This is a genomic window from Methylorubrum podarium (assembly GCF_040270385.1).
Taxonomy (GTDB): Bacteria; Pseudomonadota; Alphaproteobacteria; order Rhizobiales; family Beijerinckiaceae; genus Methylobacterium; species Methylobacterium podarium.
Genome location: NZ_JBELQE010000090.1, coordinates 1 through 18,075, shown reverse-complemented (window position 1 = coordinate 18,075; position 18,075 = coordinate 1). Strand labels below are relative to the sequence as shown.

Genomic DNA, 18,075 nt, shown 5'->3' with positions numbered 1-18,075 from the left:
CGTCCCGAAACGTCGCTGCCGGTTTTCGCGCCGATGCCCTCAACGGGGGCGGATTCCGCGACGCGACGTCCACCCGACCGCGCGGGCCTCACGCACGGTCTCAGATGAACTGAACGCCGATCCCGTCCGCGCCCCGCCGCACGCAGCGGCAGGGGCGCGGCGGCTCCCCCTCGATGTGGAGGGTGAACGTGTCCGGCACGTCCGCCGCCTCGACCGACAGCTTGGCGCCGCCCGTCGAGATGTTGAGGACGGTGCAGGGCAGGGTTTGCGCCCGGCCCGCATGGGCGCCGTGGTCCGTCGCGAACTCGATACGCGCGGGCAGGGAGGTGCGCCGGCGCTCACCGCCCCGCCGCTCCTCCAGCCCGATGTTCCAGGCGTCGAGGCGGCTCGCGAACTCCGCCACGCTCATGGCGGTCGCCTGCATGTCGGTGTTGACCTGCCCCGTGGTGGCGCGCTGCCGCGTGCTGTCCGCCGTCGTCTGCGCGATGAAGCCCTGCACCGTGTCGACCACGGCGGCGGTCGAGACCAAAGCCGTGCCCACCTCTCGCGAGACCGACTGCATCGCGCCGATCTCGCCGGTGATGCGGGTGGTGGCCGCGCGGGCCTGCTCGGCGAGGCTCTTCACCTCCGTGGCGACCACCGCGAAGCCGCGGCCGGCCGCCCCCGCGCGGGCCGCCTCGATCGTGGCGTTGAGGGCGAGCAGGTTGATCTGCTCGGCGATGCCGGTGATGACGTCGACCACGCCGGTCATCGCCGCGGCCGCGTCGTCGAGCTTCGCCGACAGCGCGCCGGCGGCGCTCATGCGGCCCTGGATATCGCCGACCGCCTCGTGCGAGCGGTTCATCTGCTCGGCGATCGAGGCCGAGATCCGGTGCATCTCCTCGGATGCGCCGGCCACCGCCCGCACCCGGCCCAGCGTCTGCTCGGCCATGGAGAGGGCGCCGGCGCGCATCGCCATGCTCTCGCTGATGTCGAAGGCGTATTTCACCACCTTGAACGGGCGCCCGACCGCGTCGAGGACCGGGTTGTAGGAGGCCTGGATCCAGACGTCGCGGCCGTCCTTGCCGACGCGTTGGTAGACGGCGGAGGTGAACTGCCCTGCCCGCAGCGTCGCCCAGAAGGTGGCATAGGCCGGGCTCGCCGCGTAATCGGGGGTGACGAACATCCGGTGGTGCCGGCCCTGCACCTCGGGAAGGGTGTAGCCCAGCGCGCTCAGGAAGTTGTCGTTGGCATCGAGGACGGTGCCGTCCATGTCGAACTCGATCACCGCCTGCGAGCGGCGGGCGGCCTCGACCTTCCCCGCCATGTCGGCGGCGTTGCGCTTGGCCTCGGTGATGTCGGAGGCGTATTTGACGACCTTGATGGGGCGTCCGGACAGGTCGAGGATCGGGTTGTAGGTCGCCTGGATCCAGACCTCGCGACCGTCCTTGGCGACCCGCCGGAACTCGCCGGCCCGGTACTCGCCGCGGGCGAGCGCCTCCCAGAAGGCGCGGTACTCGGCCGAGGCGGCCTCCTCCGGCCGCACGAACAGGCTGTGGTGGCGGCCCTCCACCTCGTGCGCCGCGTAGCCGAGGGCTTCGAGGAAGTTGGCGTTGGCGCTGCGCACCGTCCCGTCGAGGTCGAACTGGATCACGGCCTGCGAGCGGCCGATCGCGGCGATCTGGCCGGCCGTCTCGGCCGCGGCGAGCCGCTCGGCGGTGACGTCGAGGGCGAACTTGACGATCTTCCGCACGCGGCCGGCGGCGTCGAGGACCGGATTGTAGCTCGCGCGGATCCACACCGTGCGCCCGTCCTTGGCCCGACGGCCATAGGCCGCCGTCTGGAACTCGCCGCGGCGCAGGCTCTGCCAGAACGCCTCGTAGGCGGCGCTTCCCGCCTCCTGGGGATCCACGAACAGACGATGGTGACGCCCGCGCACCTCGGCGAGCGTATAGCCCATCAGCTTGAGGAAGTTCTCGTTGGCGTCGAGCACCGTCCCATCGACCGCGAAGGTGATGACGGCTTGTGACCGATTCAAAGCATCGAAGACGGACGCGGCATCGGAGCGACGAAAGGCAGAAAGCATCGGCGAATAGGCTCCGGTGGCCGCCACACGATGCTCGATCCGCCTTAAGAAACCCCTTTTGTCTTGTGCGCGATCAAATGATGCCTCGCCCCTGGCGCGGCCATCGCGGACGAGGCGGACGCCGCTCCGCTCAGATCTCCTCGCGCACCCCTTTGCCGTGGCGCTCGAAGTAGAACGGGATCGGCCGGTAGGGCGGGAAGCCGGCTTCCGCCGCCGCCTCCAGATCGTCGAGGATCACGCGGGTGATGCGCGGCAGGTCGAGCTTGCGCGCCGCGGCGAGATCGACCCAGGCGAGTTCGGTCAGCTCCGCATCCGGCCCGACGATGCCCGGCCGCTCGGCGGCCACCGCCCGACGATCGACGGCGAAGAAGCGGGTATCGAAGCGGCGCACGCGCTTGGGCGGGGTGATCGCCCGCGCCACCAGGTGCAGCGCTTCGAGATCGGGCATCACGCCCTCCTCGCCGAAGGCCCGCCACGCGCCCTCCGGCGCGGTTTCCGGGGGCCCGTAATCGCGGGTGCCGATGAGGAGCCCGGTCTCCTCGTAGGTCTCGCGGATCGCGGCGAGGGCGAGCGAGCGGCCGAGATGATGCGGCGCGCGGGGCAGCTTGGCGCGCAGGGCGTCGTCGGCCCGCTGCGACAGCGCACCGGCCACCGGCATCTGCCGGTCGGACGGCTCGATGCGGCCGCCGGGAAAGACGAACTTGCCGGCCATGAAGGCGAGCCCGCCATGGCGGCGGCCCATCAGCAGCTTCAGCCGCTTCCGCGAGGTGTCGAGGACGATCAGCGTCGCGGCATCGCGGGGACGCAACGAGGCCGGGCGGGACGGGGCGGCAGGCGGGTCAGGCCGATCCGAGTTCGGGAGCGTCGCCTGCTCTGGTTCCTGCCTCACCGCCGCGTCTCTCCCCCGTGCCGGTCCCGCCGCGGGCGGGGGGCGCCTTGCCGAAGCCGTGCATGCCGAACGTGTATTGCAGGCCGATCACCGCGCCCTTGACGGGCTGCAGCAGCCCGAGCGCCAGGACGAGCGTGAGCAGGGGCCAAACGGTCAGCGAGATCCAGAGCGGCACGTCGTAGCCCATCTCGATCTCGAGCACGAGATAGCCGACGATGTGGCCCACGAGGAAGATCACGAGATAGGGCGGCAGGTCGTCGGCCCGGTGCCCCTCCATTTCCAGGCCGCAGGCCTCGCAGGCCGGCCGCACCTTGAGGAAGCGGCCGAACACGTGCCCCTCCCCGCAATGCGGGCAGCGGTTGAGGAAGCCGCGGGCTATGGCCGGGACCAGCCGCGTCCGGTCCTGGGGAGCCGGGGCCGGAGGGGAAGCGTAGGTTTCCATGACCCGACTCTAGCCCCTTCCGCTCAGCGGCGCGAGCCGCGATGGCGCCGCGCGGGGTCTCCCTCGGGCGACGCCGCCTTGCCGGATTGCGCCTTTCCCAGATGCGCCTTGCCGGGAAGTGCCTTGCCCTTCGCCTTCGCGCCGGCTTTGGCCTTGCCCGGCTTCGCCCTGAATCCGTCCCGCTTGCCGCCGCCTCCCTTGGCACCCGAGCGGCTGCGCCCTTCCGAGAGGATCTCGAAGCGCAAGGCGCCGGCCACGGCCGCCGCTTCCACGAGGCGGACCTCGACCGTATCGCCGAGGCGGTAGGTCTCGCCGCTGCGGTCGCCGACCAGCGCGTGCAGGGCCTCGTCGTGGCGGTAATATTCGTGGCCGATGGTGGAGACGGGCACGAAGCCGTCGGCGCCGGTCTCGTCGAGCTTCACGAACAGCCCGGAGCGCGTCACCCCGGAGATCCGTCCCGAGAAGGTCGCGCCGACCCGGTCGGCGAGGTAGCCCGCGATCAGGCGGTCGATGGTTTCGCGCTCGGCCGCCATCGCCCGGCGCTCGGCCGCCGAGATCTGCTCTGAAATCGCGTCGAGCATGCCCGGCGTGGTGTCGCCCGGCAGGCCGTCCTTGCCCAATCCGCAGGCACGCACCAGGGCGCGGTGGACGATGAGGTCCGCGTACCGGCGGATGGGCGAGGTGAAGTGCGCGTATCGGCGGAGATTCAGGCCGAAATGGCCCAGATTCTGTGCAGCGTAGACCGCCTGTGCCTGCGAGCGCAGCACCACCTCGTTGATGAACGGCGCGTGCTCGGTCTCGGACACCTGGGCGAGGATGCGGTTGAACAGGTCGGGCCGCAGGGCTCCGGCCTTGGTCATCTTGATGCCGACCGAGGCGAGCACCTCGGAAAGCGCGCGCATCTTCTCAAGCGCCGGCTCGTCGTGGACCCGGTAGATCAGCGGCGAGTTCGCCTTCTCCAGGGTCTCGGCCGCCGCGACGTTGGCCTGGATCATGAACTCCTCGATCAGCCGGTGCGCCTCCAGCCGCTCCGGCACGATCACCCGGTCCACGCCGCCTTCCGCGTTGAGCAGCACCTTGCGCTCCGGCAGGTCGAGGGCGAGCGGGCCGCGGGCATCGCGCGCCCGCTTCATCGCCGCGTAGGCCGCGTAGAGCGGGCGCAGGGCCGTCTCCAGCACCGGGCCCGACTTCTCGTCCGGCCGCCCGTCGATGGCGGCCTGCGCCTGGGCGTAGGCGAGCTTGGCGTGCGAGCGCATCAGGATGCGGTGGAAGCTGTGGCTCCGCTTCACCCCGTCGGCGCCGATCACCATGCGGACGGCGAGCGCGGGGCGGTCCTCGCCCTCGCGCAGCGAACAGAGATCGTTCGAGATCCGCTCGGGCAGCATCGGCACCACCCGGTCGGGGAAGTAGACCGAATTGCCCCGCAGCAGCGCTTCGCGATCGAGGGCCGAACCGGGACGGATATAGGCCGCCACGTCGGCGATCGCGACGGTGACGAGGAAGCCGCCCGCGTTGGCGGGATCGGGATCGGCCTCCGCCATCACCGCGTCGTCGTGGTCCTTGGCGTCGGGCGGATCGATGGTGACGAGCGGCGCCTCCCGCCAATCCTCGCGGCCGCGCTTGGTCGCGCGCTTGGCCGCATCCGCCTCCGCCAGCACTGCGGGCGGGAAGACGTGGGGGATGTTGTGGATGTGCAGGGCGATCAGGCTCACCGTCTTCTCGGAGCCGAGCGTGCCGAGGCGCTCGGTCACGCGCCCGCGGGGCAGGCCGAAGCGGGTCTCGCGCTCCACCGCGACGCTGACGAGATCGCCGTCGCGGGCGTCACCCTCCTCGCCCGGCGGGATCGCGATCTCCTTGCCTTGCGACTTCTTCTCCACGGGCAGCAGGCGCCCGCCGTCGCGGCCGGCGCGGTAGATGCCGATCACCTCCGCGCGGTTCTTGCCGATCACCTTGATGACGCGGCCGGTGTAGCGGCCGGGCGCCTCGGGGTCCGGCGCGACGCGGATCAGCGCCCGGTCACCGAGGCCGGGAGCCGAGCGGTTGCCCTTGCGGCCGGCGCGCGGCACCTCGACGGCGATCTTCGGCGCCTCGCCCTCCCCGTCCCACTGCGCCGGGCGGGCGATCAGGTCGCCGTCGCGGTCGCGGGAGACGATGTCGGCCAGCACGACGGGCGGCAGGCTGCCGCCCTTGCGGAAGCCGCCGCGGTCGCGGTCGAGGGCGCCCTCGGCCTCGATCTCCTTCAGGATCGCCTTGAGGCCGATCTTGTCGGCGCCCGACAGGCCGAAGGCCTTTGCGATTTCGCGCTTGCCGACCTTTCCGGGGGCGTCGGCGACGAAGGCGAGGATCTGCTCGCGGGAGGGAAGCGCGGGGATCCCCGCGTTCGGATTGATGCGTCTGGCCAAGGAGGAAGGCTCGCCGCGCCGGCCCGGGAGGGTCCGACGCGCTGGAATTTCGGTGATCGGTGAGACCGTTGACGATCCCGGCGCAGGTCCAAGATGGGCGCTCGGACGCCCCGCGACAACGCCGCGGGGGCCGCCGTGAACAGGTTCGGCCCCGCCGGTCAGCCGGTGGAGGCCGATTTGCGGATCGTCTCCACGGCGCGATCCACGTCGAAATCGGCGCTCGTCAGCTCTTCGAGGGCGAAGGGCGCGCTCCGCGGCAGGGTCAGGTTGACCCGCCCCTCCTCCGGCTGAAGCTCGGGCGCCTCGGCGGCTTGGACCGCCAGGGTCCAGGCGCCGTCGATCCGCACCGCGTCCGCCCGCGGCGGGTCGGCGGCAAGTTCGGCGAGTTTTTCCGCGGCCGCCTGCCGGAAGGCGAGGCTCCTGCCGTCATCGGAGATCAGCGCCGCCTTGATCAGGTCGGCCAGCGCATCCCTGACCCTGTCCACGCTCGCGTTCATTCGCCCTCCCGGATCTGCCTTTCGACGAGAGCAAGCGCGATGCCGCGCGCCGGGTTCAGTACGGCGTGCCGCCCGCGCGCTTCGCCTTAAGCGCCTCGGCATACCAGGTCAGCTCGTCGAGGAACTTCTTGGCGGCCCGGCCGAGCCAGTCCTCGGCCGGCTCGCCCGCCTCGCTCAGCGCCTTCTGGATGCGCGGGATCGGCAGCAGCGAGGGGATGCTCGGGGCGCCGAGTTCGGCCAGCATCGCCCGCAGCTGCATCGCCGCGCGCACGCCGCCGTACTGCCCGGCCGAGTAGCAGCAGATGGCCGAGGGCCGCCAGAAGTACTCTTCGAGGAAGTGGTCGAGGGTGTTCGAGAGCGCGGGCGGGATCGAGTGGTTGTACTCGGCCGAGACGACCACGAAGGCGTCGGCGCCGCGGAACAGGGCCGCCAGCCGCTCCAGCGGCTCGGGCGCTTCGCCCTTGGGATATTCCTTGTACATCCGGTCGAGGAGCGGGAGCTGCAGTTCGGCCGGATCGACCAGCGGCGCGGCGTGGCCGCGGGCTTCGAGCTGCGCCACGAGGAAGCGGGCGGCGCGGATTCCCTGGCGCTCGCTGCGCACGGTGCCGAGGATCACGGGGATGGTCAGGGACATGGGCGGGGCTCCCGGTCAGGACGGCGCATCCTCGTCCCACCCTGGCGGCCGGCGTCAAGCATGCACAGCCGGCTTTCGCTTACACGGACAAAAAAGGCACCGGAGCCCAGAAGGGCTCCGGTGCCGAAAACGCCACGCCGTGCCGGAGATGGCTTACAGCGAGTAGTACTGGACGAACTCGATCGGGTGCGGGGTCATCTCGTAGCGCAGCACCTCGGTCATCTTCAGCTCGATGAACGAGTCGATCTGATCGTCCGAGAACACGCCGCCGGCCTTGAGGAAGGCGCGGTCCTTGTCGAGGTTCTGCAGCGCCTCACGGAGCGAGCCGCAGACGGTCGGGATCTTCTTCAGCTCGCGCGGCGGCAGGTCGTAGAGATCCTTGTCCATCGCCGGACCGGGATCGATCTTGTTGATGATGCCGTCGAGGCCGGCCATCAGCAGCGCCGAGAAGGCGAGGTAGGGGTTGGCCATCGGATCGGGGAAGCGGACCTCGACGCGCTTGGCCTTCGGGTTCGTCGTCCACGGGATCCGGCAGGAGGCCGAGCGGTTGCGGGCCGAGTAGGCCAGCAGCACCGGCGCCTCGTAGCCCGGCACCAGACGCTTGTAGGAGTTGGTCGACGGGTTGGTGAAGGCGTTGAGCGCCTTGGCGTGCTTGATGATGCCGCCGATGTACCACAGGCATTCCTGGGAGAGGTCGGCGTACTTGTCGCCGGCGAACAGCGGCTTGCCGCCCTTCCAGATCGACTGGTGCACGTGCATGCCGGAGCCGTTGTCGCCGTAGACGGGCTTGGGCATGAAGGTGGCGGACTTGCCGTAGCTCTGCGCCACGTTGTGGATGCAGTACTTGTAGATCTGCATGTGGTCGGCGAGCGTGGTGAGCTTGTCGAACTTCATGCCGAGCTCGTGCTGGGCCGAGGCCACCTCGTGGTGGTGCTTCTCGACCTTCACGCCCATCGACTGCATCGCGGCCAGCATCTCGCCGCGCATGTCCTGGGCCGAGTCCTGCGGCGGCACGGGGAAGTAGCCGCCCTTGGTCTGCACCCGGTGGCCGAGATTGCCGCCCTCGTAATCGGTGAAGCCGTTGGTCGGAAGCTCGGTCGAATCGAGCTGAAAACCCGTGTGGTAGGGGTCGGCGCCGAACTTCACGTCGTCGAACACGAAGAACTCGGCCTCGGGGCCGACGAAGATGTCGTCACCGATGCCGGTGGAGCGCAGATACGCCTCGGCGAGCTTGGCGGTCGAGCGCGGATCGCGGGAATAGGGCTCGCCGGTCGAGGGCTCCAGCACGTCGCAGACGATCGACATGGTGGAGGCGGAGAAGAACGGGTCCATGCAGGCGGTCGCCGGATCCGGCATCAGCAGCATGTCGGACTCGTTGATCGCCTTCCAGCCGGCGATCGACGAGCCGTCGAACATCGTGCCGTCCTGGAAGATCTCGTCATCGACCAGGGAGACGTCGAAGGTCACGTGCTGCCACTTCCCGCGCGGGTCGGTGAAGCGGAAGTCGACGTACTTCACGTCGTTGTCCCTGATGGCCTTCAGCACATCGGCGGCCGTAGTCATGCTGTACGTCTCCTCGGCAAAGTCTGAGGGCGGGCGGTGAGCCATCCGCCGGGTCGGGGCGCCGGTCTAGCCGGTCCGTTCCTGCGGCGCGAGGGGCTGATCGGAAGAGCGGGAGATCTCGGAAGGGGCGGCGCGGCGTCCGCGGCGTCGTTCCTGATCCGGGTACCGGCCCCCTCTCGCACCCCCGGCCGGTCCTGCCGGCCGGCGCGGACGATATCGTCCGCGCTCCGCGGTTGCCACCCGTCGGAAGGCAAAAAATCCACGTGATCGCGGGACGTTCGCGGTGTTTCGTTTCCGATCGTGCCGCCGCGGCGGTCAATTTTGCCGCAGGATCGCCCATGACGATACTGCGACGATTGGCACGCGACGTGCTTAGGGCTGGCCGGAGCGTTCGCACGCATGCGGGCGCCCGGGGGTCGGGCTGGCGTCCTGCTCTTCACCGTGGATCGGCGTCTCGGATGCGGCGGGGTAGCTCCCTGCCGGACGCGCTCCGACGGGGAGGCAGGCTCTCAAAGGCGCCGGTTCCGGAAAAGGTTTCGTCAGGACACGGATCCTCAAGGTACGAGAGACTCGGAATGACCAAGTTTAAGCTCGAGTACATCTGGCTCGACGGCTACACGCCCACTCCGAACCTGCGCGGCAAGACGCAGATCAAGGAGTACGACAGCTTCCCGACCTTCGAGCAGCTCCCGCTCTGGGGCTTCGACGGCAGCTCGACGCAGCAGGCCGAGGGCTCGTCCTCCGACTGCGTGCTGAAGCCCGTGCGCCACTTCCCCGACCCGGCCCGCACCAACGGCGTGCTGGTGCTGTGCGAAGTGATGATGCCGGACGGCAAGACCCCGCACCCGTCGAACAAGCGCGCCACCGTGCTGGACGACGCCGGCGCCTGGTTCGGCTTCGAGCAGGAGTACTTCCTCTACAAGAACGGCCGCCCGCTCGGCTTCCCCGAGTCCGGCTACCCCGCCCCGCAGGGCCCGTACTATTGCGGCGTCGGCGCCTCGAATGTCGGCCCCGTGGCCCGCAAGATCGTCGAGGAGCATCTCGACCTCTGCCTCGCCGCCGGCATCAACCACGAGGGCATCAACGCCGAGGTGGCCAAGGGCCAGTGGGAGTTCCAGATCTTCGGCAAGGGCTCCAAGCGGGCCGCCGACGAGATGTGGATGGCGCGCTACCTGCTGCAGCGCCTGTGCGAGAGCTACGAGATCGACATCGAGTACCACTGCAAGCCGCTCGGCGACACCGACTGGAACGGCTCGGGCATGCACTGCAACTTCTCGACGACGTTCATGCGCGAGACCGGCGGCAAGGAGTATTTCGAGGCGGTCATGGCGGCCTTCGAGCGCAACCTCGACGACCACATCGCCGTCTACGGCCCCGACAACCACATGCGCCTGACCGGCAAGCACGAGACGGCGCCGTGGAACAAGTTCTCCTACGGCGTGGCCGACCGCGGCGCCTCGGTGCGCGTGCCCCACTCCTTCGTCAACAACGGCTACAAGGGCTACCTTGAGGATCGCCGCCCGAACTCCATGGGCGACCCCTACCAGATCGCCTCGCAGGTTCTGAAGACGATCTCCGAGGTTCCGCTTCCCGCCGAAGCGGCGCAGAAGGCCGTCGCGTAAGGACTTTCGAGGCCGAATATCAGGCTTGAGACAGGCCGCTCCCGCCGCGAGGCGGGGGCGGTTTTTTGTTGGGTCGCTTCACGCCGTCATCGCGAGGCAAAGCGTGAGCCTCACACCCCGAAGATCGACCACCCCGTCCGTTTCACCAGCATCTCCAGGGCGATGCGGCCGAGATGGGAGTTGCCCGCGGCGTCCAGCCCCGGCGACCAGACGCAGATCGAAGCACGCCCCGGCGCGACGGCCAGGATACCGCCGCCGACGCCGCTCTTGCCCGGCAGGCCGACGCGGTAGGCGAAGTCGCCCGAGCCGTCGTAGTGGCCGCAGGTGAGCATGATGGCGTTGATGCGCCGCGCCCGCTCGGACGAGATCACCGAGTGCCCGGCGAGCGGATGCTGGCCGGAATAGGCCAGGAACAGCCCGGCGGTGGCGAGCTGGCGGCAGCTCATGGCGATGGCGCAGTGGTGGAAGTAGACGCCGAGCGTGTAATCGACCGGATTCTCGATCACGCCGAACGAGCGCATGTAGTTGGCGAGCGCCGCGTTGCGGAAGCCCGTGCGCTTCTCGGAGGCCGCGACGCGCTCGTCGATGGCGATGCTGTCGTCCTGCGCCAGGAACTGCATGAAGCGCAGGATCTCGCCGAGCGCCTCCCGCGGCTGGTGGCCCGACAGGATCACGTCGGTGACGGCGATGGCGCCCGCGTTGATGAAGGGATTGCGCGGGATGCCGTTCTCCCGCTCCAGCTGGACGATCGAGTTGAACGGGCTGCCCGAGGGCTCGCGGCCGACCCGGCGCCAGAGCCGATCGCCGACCATGCCGAGCGCGAGCGTCAGGGTGAAGACCTTGGAGATGCTCTGGATCGAGAAGGGGATGTCGGCGTCGCCCCCGGCCGCGACCCGGCCGTCGCCGTCGATGACGACGAGGCCGAAGGCCTGCGGATCGACGCGGGCGAGTTCAGGGATGTAGCTCGCCACCGTGCCGCGGTCGGGCCGGGCCCGCATCTCCTCGGCGATGTCTTTGACGATGCGGTCGAGATCGGGCACGGCGTCGCTCGGCTACGGCGCTTTCTCTCGAAGCGCGGACGCGCCCGGCCCTTCACGAAGCGGGCCAGGAGAACGGGGCCTTCGGAGTCAGATCGCGTCGGAACCGGTCTCGCCGGTGCGGATGCGGATGGCTTCCTCGATCGTCGAGACGAAGATCTTGCCGTCGCCGATACGGCCGGTCTGGGCCGACTTGCGGATCGCTTCGACGGCGCCTTCGACGAGGGCGTCGGAGAGCACGATCTCCAGCTTCACCTTCGGCAGGAAGTCCACGACGTACTCGGCGCCGCGGTAGAGTTCGGTGTGGCCCTTCTGGCGGCCAAACCCCTTCGCCTCGATCACGGTGATGCCCTGCAGGCCGACCTCCTGGAGGGCTTCCTTCACCTCGTCGAGCTTGAACGGCTTGATGATCGCCTCGATCTTCTTCATCCGGAAAAGCCCGATCCGCCTAGTCCTTCGATCCGCCAATTATGTACCATCGCCGCTCCGCGACCGCCACGGCGATTTGGATGGCCCGGCCGGTTAGATGCGCACGGAATGTGCAAACCAAGCGGAATATGTAGGCATTCGCGCCGAAACGGATGAATTTTCGGGCAGACCGTGAGCCAGTTGCATGCATGAACCGGTAAAAAACCCGAGGATCGCGGATCGGCTGCTCACCGTTGAGGCGATGCGGCGGGTCGATGCCGCCGCGATCGCGGGCGGGATCTCGGGACTGACCCTGATGGAGGCGGCGGGCGCCGCCGTCGCGGCGCGCGCCCGCGCCCTGGTGCCGGAGGGCGGGCGGATCCTCGTCCTGTGCGGCCCCGGCAACAACGGCGGCGACGGCTTCGTCGCCGCCCGCCTGCTGGGAGAAGCCGGCTACCGGATCGATCTGCGCCTGCTCGGCGACCGCGCCGCGCTCAAGGGCGACGCGGCACTCGCGGCCGGCGCCTGGACCGGTCTGGTCGGCGCGGCGGAGGCCGAGATCCCGGCGGCCGACCTCGTGATCGACGCTCTCTTCGGTGCCGGCCTCAGCCGCGATCTCGATGGCGTGGCCCGCGCCCTGGTGGAGGCCGTGAACCGCTCGGTTGTTCCCGTGCTGGCCGTGGACGTGCCGAGCGGCATCGACGGCGACAGCGGCGCCGCGCGCGGGCTCGCCGTCATGGCGACCGAGACGGTGACCTTCGTCGCGCTCAAGCCCGGCCACCTGCTCCAGCCCGGCCGCAGCCATTGCGGCGCCCTGCACGTCGCCGAGATCGGCACGGGCGAGGTCGCCCTCGCCGCCGGCATCGCCGGGGAGGCCCGCGCGCTGTATCGCAACGCCCCCGACCTATGGACGCTGCCGCGTCTCACCGCCGGCAGCCACAAATACACCCGCGGCCACGCCCTGGTGCTGTCGGGCCCGGCCCACCGCACCGGCGCGGCCCGGCTCGCCGCCCGCGGGGCACTGCGGGTCGGCGCGGGCCTCGTCACCGTGGCCTCGCCCGCCTCGGCGCTGGCGGAGAACGCCGCCCACCTCACCGCGATCATGCTGCGGGCCTGCGAGGATGCCGACGACCTCGACGACATGCTGGCCGACGAGCGGCTGAACGCGCTGCTCCTCGGCCCCGGCCTCGGCACCGGCCCGGCCACCTGCGACCTCGTCGCGGTGGCGGCGAATGCCGGCCGCGCCCTGGTGCTCGACGCCGACGCGCTCACGAGCTTCCGCAGCGAGGTGCGCACGCTGGCCCGCCACATCCGCGACGGCGAGGCGCGGGCGGTGCTCACGCCGCACGAGGGCGAGTTCGCGCGGCTGTTCTCCGGCACGGAGGCGGTGGCCGAGGGGCTGACCAAGACCGAGCGGACGGCGCGGGCGGCGGAGATCGCCGGGGCGGTGGTGGTGCTCAAGGGGGCCGACACGGTGATCGCGGCGCCCGACGGGCGCGCGGCGATCAACGATCACGGCACGCCGCATCTCGGCACCGCCGGCTCCGGCGACGTGCTCGGCGGCCTCGTCGCCGGGCTGCTGGCGCAGGGGATGGAGCCGTTCGAGGCGGCCTGTGCCGCCGTCTGGCTCCACGGCGATGCGGGGCTGCGGTTCGGGCCGGGGCTGATCGCCGAGGATCTGCCCGAGATGATGCCGGCCGTGCTGCGCGACCTCGCCGACGATCAGCCCGCGACGACCGCGTTCCGGCGGCCGTAGAGGGCGTAGATCACCAGTCCGAGGACGTTCCAGACGACGAACCAGAGCTGGGTCGTCGCGGGCAGGCTGAAGAACAGATACCCGCACCCGACAATCGCGGCCGGGCCGACGAGCCAGGGGGCCGGCGCGCGGAAGGTGCGGGGGGCCTCGGGCGTGCGCACGCGCATGACCAGCATGCACGCCGCGACCGCGATGAACGCCGCGAGCGTCCCGGCATTGGCGAGCGCCGCGAGTTCCCCCAGCGGGACGAGCCCGGCCAGCACGATCACGACGGCCGCGGTGAAGAGGGTGATCCGCACCGGCGTGCCGGCGGACGAGACGCTGGCGAGGCTCTGCGGCAGCATCCCGTCACGGGCCATGGTGAAGAAGATGCGGCTCTGCCCGTAGAAGAAGGCGAGGATGACGGTCGGCAGCGCGATCACGGCCGAGGCGGCGAGATACTGCGCCGCGAGCGGCCGGCCGAGTTCGCGCAGGATCAGCGCCAGCGGGTCCGGGCTGTCGGCGAACCGGGTGTAGGACACGGCGCCCACCGCGGCGACCGCGACGGCGACGTAGATCAGGACGCAGGCCGCCATCGATCCGACGATGCCGATCGTCAGGTCGCGCCCCGGATTGCGCGTCTCCTCCGCGGCGGTGGCGATGGCGTCGAAGCCGTAGAAGGCGAAGAAGATGATCGCGGCCGCGGCCATGATGCCGCGCTCGACCCCGTCGGCCCCCACGCTCTTGGAGAAGCCGTAGGGATCGAACGGTTCGAGATGGGCGGCATCGAAGGCCGGCAGTGCGAGGGCGACGAAGACGACGAGCGCGGCGATCTTCACCAGAACCAGGGCGGCGTTGACCGTGGCGCTCTCCCGCGTGCCGCGCAGGAGCAGCACGGCGACGAGGACGATGATGCCGATCGCGGGGAGGTTGACGATGCCGCCGGCATCCGGCGCCTGCATCAGCGCTCTGGGAACTCCGAAAAGGCCCTCCAGCAGGGGCGCGGCGTAGCCGGACCAGCCGACGGCCACCGCGCTCACGACGAGGGAGTATTCGAGGATCAGGCTCCAGCCGATGATCCAGGCCAGCAACTCGCCGAGCACGACGTAGCTGTAGGTGTAGGCGCTGCCCGAGACCGGGATCATCGTCGCCATCTCGGCATAGGCGAGCGCGGCGCAGGCGCAGATCGCCCCGGCGATGGCGAACGACAGGATCACCGCCGGCCCGGCCTTGGCCGCCCCGACGCCGATGAGCGTGAGGATGCCGGTCCCGACGATCGCGCCGACACCGAGCGCCACGAGATGGGGCCAGCTCAGCGTGCGGGCGAGCCGCCGCTCTTCGCCGGGCTCCAAGTGCAAGGGCTTGCGGCGAAGAAGGCTGGACGTCATTCGGGCTCCTGTCGCGCGGTTGTAAGGGAGGGCCCGCACGCGCGAAAGTCACATCCTCGCGCCCATCCTCGCGCGGACGCCGCCGGATGCGCCGGCCGCTCAGCGCTAGAGCATCGTCCTGGATATCGGATCCAGGACGATGCTCTAGGTCTTTAATCTTGCATCGTCTTTTTTCCGAAAGCCGGCAGCCACCTTTCGGGACGATGCTTTATTGCGAGAGGTTCGCCCGATCCGCCGCCAGGGCCTCGGCGCGCTTGCGCTCGTCCGGGTTGAGTCCGGCGGTCGCCTGATCGAGGCCGGCATCGGAGCGGCCCTGCGACGCCGCGGCGAGGTTCCAGGCCGCGGCCTCGACGAGGTTCTTCGGCACGCCGCGACCGGCGACGTAGAGCTTGGCGATCCGGTTCTGGGCGATGGCGTTGCCGCGCTGGGCCGCGTGCAGGAAGTAGCGGGCGGCCCGGGCCTCGTCCTTGGCGACGCCGTCGCCGTTGAACAGCCGGATCGCGAACTCGACCTCGGCCCCGAGATCGCCGTTGTCGGCGGCGCGGCGGAACCATTGCGCGGCCTGGGTCGTGTCCTTGGCGACGCCCTTGCCCTGGAGGTAGAGCACGCCGAGGGCGTATTGCGCGGCGGGAACCTCGGCCTCGGCCGCCGCCCGGAAATTCGCTACGGCCGCGGCCAGATCCGCCGGCTTGTCGCTGGCGAGCTGGATCAGGGCGAGATTGTAGCAGGCACTGGGCTGCCCCTTGCGCGCCGCCTGTTCGAGCCAGGAGCGGGCGGCCTTCTCGTCCTTGGGCTGCCCGCGCCCGTCCATCGCCATCAGGCCGAGGGAGGCCATGGCGTTGGCGTCGTTCTGCGCGGCGGCGAGCCGGTACCACTCGTGGGCGCGCTTCGGGTCCTGCTTCACCCCGAGACCCTGGTTGTAGAGTTCGCCGAGCAGCGTCATCGCCGCGGCGTCCTTCGGGTTCGCCTCGATGCGCTTGGTCGCCTCGCGGAAGGCGGTGACGTAGCGCCCGCGCTGATAGGCGCCGTAGGCCGCGTCTGCATTGGGGTTCGGGCTCGCCGGCTTCGCGCCCTCGGCATTGGGCGAGTAGGGCGAGGGCAGCTCGCGCGTCAGATTCAACTGATTGGGCTTGGCCGGCGTCTGCGCCGCGGGCTCCTTCGTCGCCGGCTGTTTCGGAGCAGCCTGCCCGCTGCCGACGCCGAGCGCGAGGACGGCACAGGCGCCGATCATCGCGAGGGAAAAGGCGCCGGATCGAAGCGTGGCTATCCCCATTCGCCCACGCACCCTTCCCTCCCCCCGACAGATCTCGGGCTTGCCCAAGTTCTGCAAGGACCTGCCCAAGTCGGGCAAGCCCGATTTGGGTAGAGGAAGGGTTTCGGGGGCCACCGCCACGGTCCGCTTACCGAACAGAATCATCGCGCCCCGTCGAGCTGCGCCTGCGCGGCCCGCACGCCCTCCGGGTCGTCGCGCCACAGGCCGCTTTCCAGCCCGACGAACTCGGCGCCCGTCGCCGCGAGCGCCGCCACGTCCGCCCCGGAGGTCGCGACCGCGATGCAGGGCGTCTCGAAGATCTCCGCCCACCACGTCGCGCGCTCGCGCACCTCCTCCGCGTCGGGGGCGGCGCCGTCGGGGAAGAGGCCGCCGAACATCAGGTAATCGACGCCGGTCTCGCCCGCGACCATCGCCGCGTCCCGCGAGCCGAGCACGCCGCCGGTCCCGAGGATGCGGCCGTCGCGCAGGCGCCCGCGCAGCTCGCGCAGGGTCTCCTCGTCGGCCCGGTCGAGATGCACCCCGTCCGCCCCGCCGCGAGCCGCGACGGAAACGAGATCGCCGGCAAAGCCCGGCACGGCGACGATCACCGCCGCCCCGCGCTCCTGCGCCGGCGGCGCCAGCCGCTTGACGAGGGCGACGAGGCTGCGCTCGTCGGACGCCGCCAGCCTCAGGATCACCGCCGCCACGTCGCCCGCCGCGCAGGCCGCGTCGAGCGAAGCGGCGGTCGCCTCGGCCTCGGATGCGCCGATTCCGTAGGGGGTGAGGAGGGCGAGGCGGGGCCGCGGCGCCGCCGAGTCTTTCTCGGCCATGGCGGGATCAGGCGTCGATCTTCGGGTCGAGGGAGCCGCTGGCGTAGCGCTTGGCCATCTCGGCCACCGAGATCGGGCGGATCTTCGAGCCCTGGCCCGCGGTGTTGAACTCCTCGAAGCGCTGCTTGCAGAGCTTCGTCATCGCCTCCATGGCGGGCTTCAGGTACTTGCGCGGATCGAACTCGGACGGGTTCTCCGTCAGCACCTTCCGGATCTGGCCGGTCATCGCCATGCGGTTGTCGGTGTCGATGTTGATCTTGCGCACGCCGTGCTTGATGCCGCGCTGGATCTCCTCGACCGGCACGCCCCAGGTCGGCTTCATCTGGCCGCCGTACTGGTTGATGATGTCCTGCAGGTCCTGCGGCACCGAGGAGGAGCCGTGCATGACGAGGTGGGTCGTCGGCAGGCGGCGGTGGATCTCCTCGATCACGCCCATGGCGAGCACGTCGCCGTCCGGCTTACGGGTGAACTTGTAGGCGCCGTGGCTGGTGCCCATGGCCACCGCCAGCGCGTCAACCTTGGTGGCGGCCACGAACTTCACCGCCTCGTCCGGATCGGTCAGGAGCTGGTCGTGGGACAGCGTGCCCTCGGCGCCGTGGCCGTCCTCGGCCTCGCCCTGGCCGCTCTCCAGCGAGCCCAGCACGCCGAGCTCGCCCTCGACCGAGACGCCGGCCCAGTGGGCCATCTTGGTGACGTTGCGGGTGATCTCGACATTGTAGTTGTAGTCGGCCGGGGTCTTGCCGTCGGCCTTCAGCGAGCCGTCCATCATCACCGAGGTGAAGCCGTACTGGATCGCGGTGGCGCAGGTGGCTTCGTTGTTGCCGTGGTCGAGGTGCATGCAGACGGGGATGTGCGGGTAGATCTCGACGAGGCCGTCGATGAGCTTGGCCAGCACCACGTCGTTGGCGTAGGCGCGCGCGCCGCGGCTCGCCTGCAGGATCACCGGCGAGTCGGTGGCATCGGCCGCCGCCATGATGGCGAGCCCTTGCTCCATGTTGTTCAGGTTGAACGCGGGCACGCCGTAGCCGTACTCGGCGGCGTGGTCGAGGAGCTGCCGGAGGGTGATGCGTGCCATGGTTCGATCCTCGTGCGATGCGGCCTCAGCCGGGCCTGTCCCTTGCTGAAGCCAATATAGGCGCCGCCGCGCCGAGAGCCTGCGCAGGGCGGTGAAAAACTTGGGCGTCCCTGCCTCTGCCGCTTCCACGGCAAGCCCTCTCCCCTCTGCGGGAGAGGGTGGCCCCCGAAGGGGGTCGGGTGAGGGGAGCGCCGCTTCCGGAGAGACCTGAGCCGGCCCCTCACCCGCCCGCTCCG

Annotated in this window: 15 protein-coding genes; 2 read left to right on the top strand and 13 right to left on the bottom strand. The window is 70.3% G+C overall.

Features of this window, described 5'->3' with window-relative positions:
- Nucleotides 1–100: 100 nt before the first annotated feature.
- The 7 genes from ABS772_RS17535 to glnA form a co-directional block, all read right to left on the bottom strand.
- Entirely contained in the window at nucleotides 101–2,065 is a 1,965-nt protein-coding gene (locus tag ABS772_RS17535; RefSeq protein ID WP_407943000.1) for a PAS domain-containing protein, read from the bottom strand.
- A 130-nt stretch (nucleotides 2,066–2,195) separates the two neighbouring features.
- Entirely contained in the window at nucleotides 2,196–2,954 is a 759-nt protein-coding gene (locus ABS772_RS17530) for an NUDIX hydrolase (protein ID WP_350396077.1), read from the bottom strand.
- Nucleotides 2,905–3,396, bottom strand: coding sequence for a DUF983 domain-containing protein (locus ABS772_RS17525; protein ID WP_350396076.1), 492 nt, complete (start codon nucleotides 3,394–3,396; stop codon nucleotides 2,905–2,907). Before ABS772_RS17525 ends, ABS772_RS17530 begins: the two co-directional genes overlap by 50 nt.
- Nucleotides 3,397–3,419: 23 nt before the next feature.
- Nucleotides 3,420–5,798, bottom strand: a complete 2,379-nt coding sequence (rnr, locus tag ABS772_RS17520; protein WP_350396075.1) for a ribonuclease R — start codon at nucleotides 5,796–5,798, stop codon at nucleotides 3,420–3,422.
- Between the two features lie 158 nt (nucleotides 5,799–5,956).
- The gene (locus tag ABS772_RS17515; RefSeq protein ID WP_350396074.1) at nucleotides 5,957–6,295 is read right to left on the bottom strand and encodes a hypothetical protein; all 339 of its coding nucleotides are present in this window, start codon (nucleotides 6,293–6,295) and stop codon (nucleotides 5,957–5,959) included.
- A gap of 55 nt (nucleotides 6,296–6,350) precedes the next feature.
- A complete protein-coding gene (locus ABS772_RS17510; protein WP_350396073.1) occupies nucleotides 6,351–6,929 on the bottom strand; it encodes an NADPH-dependent FMN reductase in 579 nt (192 codons plus the stop codon).
- 153 nt (nucleotides 6,930–7,082) lie between these two features.
- Complete coding sequence (glnA, locus tag ABS772_RS17505; protein ID WP_350396072.1) at nucleotides 7,083–8,492, bottom strand: type I glutamate--ammonia ligase; 1,410 nt, start codon at nucleotides 8,490–8,492, stop codon at nucleotides 7,083–7,085.
- 575 nt (nucleotides 8,493–9,067) lie between these two features.
- Between glnA and ABS772_RS17500 the strand changes: the two genes are divergently transcribed.
- Nucleotides 9,068–10,114, top strand: coding sequence for a glutamine synthetase beta-grasp domain-containing protein (locus ABS772_RS17500; RefSeq protein ID WP_238257485.1), 1,047 nt, complete (start codon nucleotides 9,068–9,070; stop codon nucleotides 10,112–10,114).
- 110 nt (nucleotides 10,115–10,224) lie between these two features.
- On the opposite strand, the gene ABS772_RS17495 is transcribed toward ABS772_RS17500, so the two are convergent.
- Together ABS772_RS17495 and ABS772_RS17490 are read right to left on the bottom strand one after the other, a co-directional pair.
- On the bottom strand, nucleotides 10,225–11,154 hold the full coding sequence (locus tag ABS772_RS17495) for a glutaminase (protein WP_350396070.1): 930 nt from the start codon (nucleotides 11,152–11,154) through the stop codon (nucleotides 10,225–10,227).
- A gap of 87 nt (nucleotides 11,155–11,241) precedes the next feature.
- Complete coding sequence (locus tag ABS772_RS17490; protein ID WP_009866062.1) at nucleotides 11,242–11,580, bottom strand: P-II family nitrogen regulator; 339 nt, start codon at nucleotides 11,578–11,580, stop codon at nucleotides 11,242–11,244.
- Between the two features lie 184 nt (nucleotides 11,581–11,764).
- On the opposite strand from ABS772_RS17490, the gene ABS772_RS17485 reads away from it, so the two are divergent.
- Complete coding sequence (locus ABS772_RS17485) at nucleotides 11,765–13,315, top strand: NAD(P)H-hydrate dehydratase (RefSeq protein ID WP_350396069.1); 1,551 nt, start codon at nucleotides 11,765–11,767, stop codon at nucleotides 13,313–13,315.
- Here ABS772_RS17485 and ABS772_RS17480 read toward each other — a convergent pair.
- The 4 genes from ABS772_RS17480 to fba form a co-directional block, all read right to left on the bottom strand.
- A complete protein-coding gene (locus ABS772_RS17480; protein ID WP_350396068.1) occupies nucleotides 13,282–14,682 on the bottom strand; it encodes an amino acid permease in 1,401 nt (466 codons plus the stop codon). The two genes, ABS772_RS17485 and ABS772_RS17480, sit on opposite strands and share 34 nt — an antisense overlap.
- A gap of 208 nt (nucleotides 14,683–14,890) precedes the next feature.
- Nucleotides 14,891–15,955 carry a tetratricopeptide repeat protein gene (locus tag ABS772_RS17475; RefSeq protein ID WP_350396067.1) on the bottom strand — a complete coding sequence of 355 codons (1,065 nt, stop codon included), beginning with the start codon at nucleotides 15,953–15,955 and terminating at the stop codon, nucleotides 14,891–14,893.
- A 140-nt stretch (nucleotides 15,956–16,095) separates the two neighbouring features.
- Nucleotides 16,096–16,764, bottom strand: a complete 669-nt coding sequence (locus tag ABS772_RS17470; protein ID WP_350396066.1) for a thiamine phosphate synthase — start codon at nucleotides 16,762–16,764, stop codon at nucleotides 16,096–16,098.
- 7 nt (nucleotides 16,765–16,771) lie between these two features.
- The gene (fba, locus tag ABS772_RS17465) at nucleotides 16,772–17,839 is read right to left on the bottom strand and encodes a class II fructose-bisphosphate aldolase (protein WP_350396065.1); all 1,068 of its coding nucleotides are present in this window, start codon (nucleotides 17,837–17,839) and stop codon (nucleotides 16,772–16,774) included.
- Nucleotides 17,840–18,075: the final 236 nt, after the last annotated feature.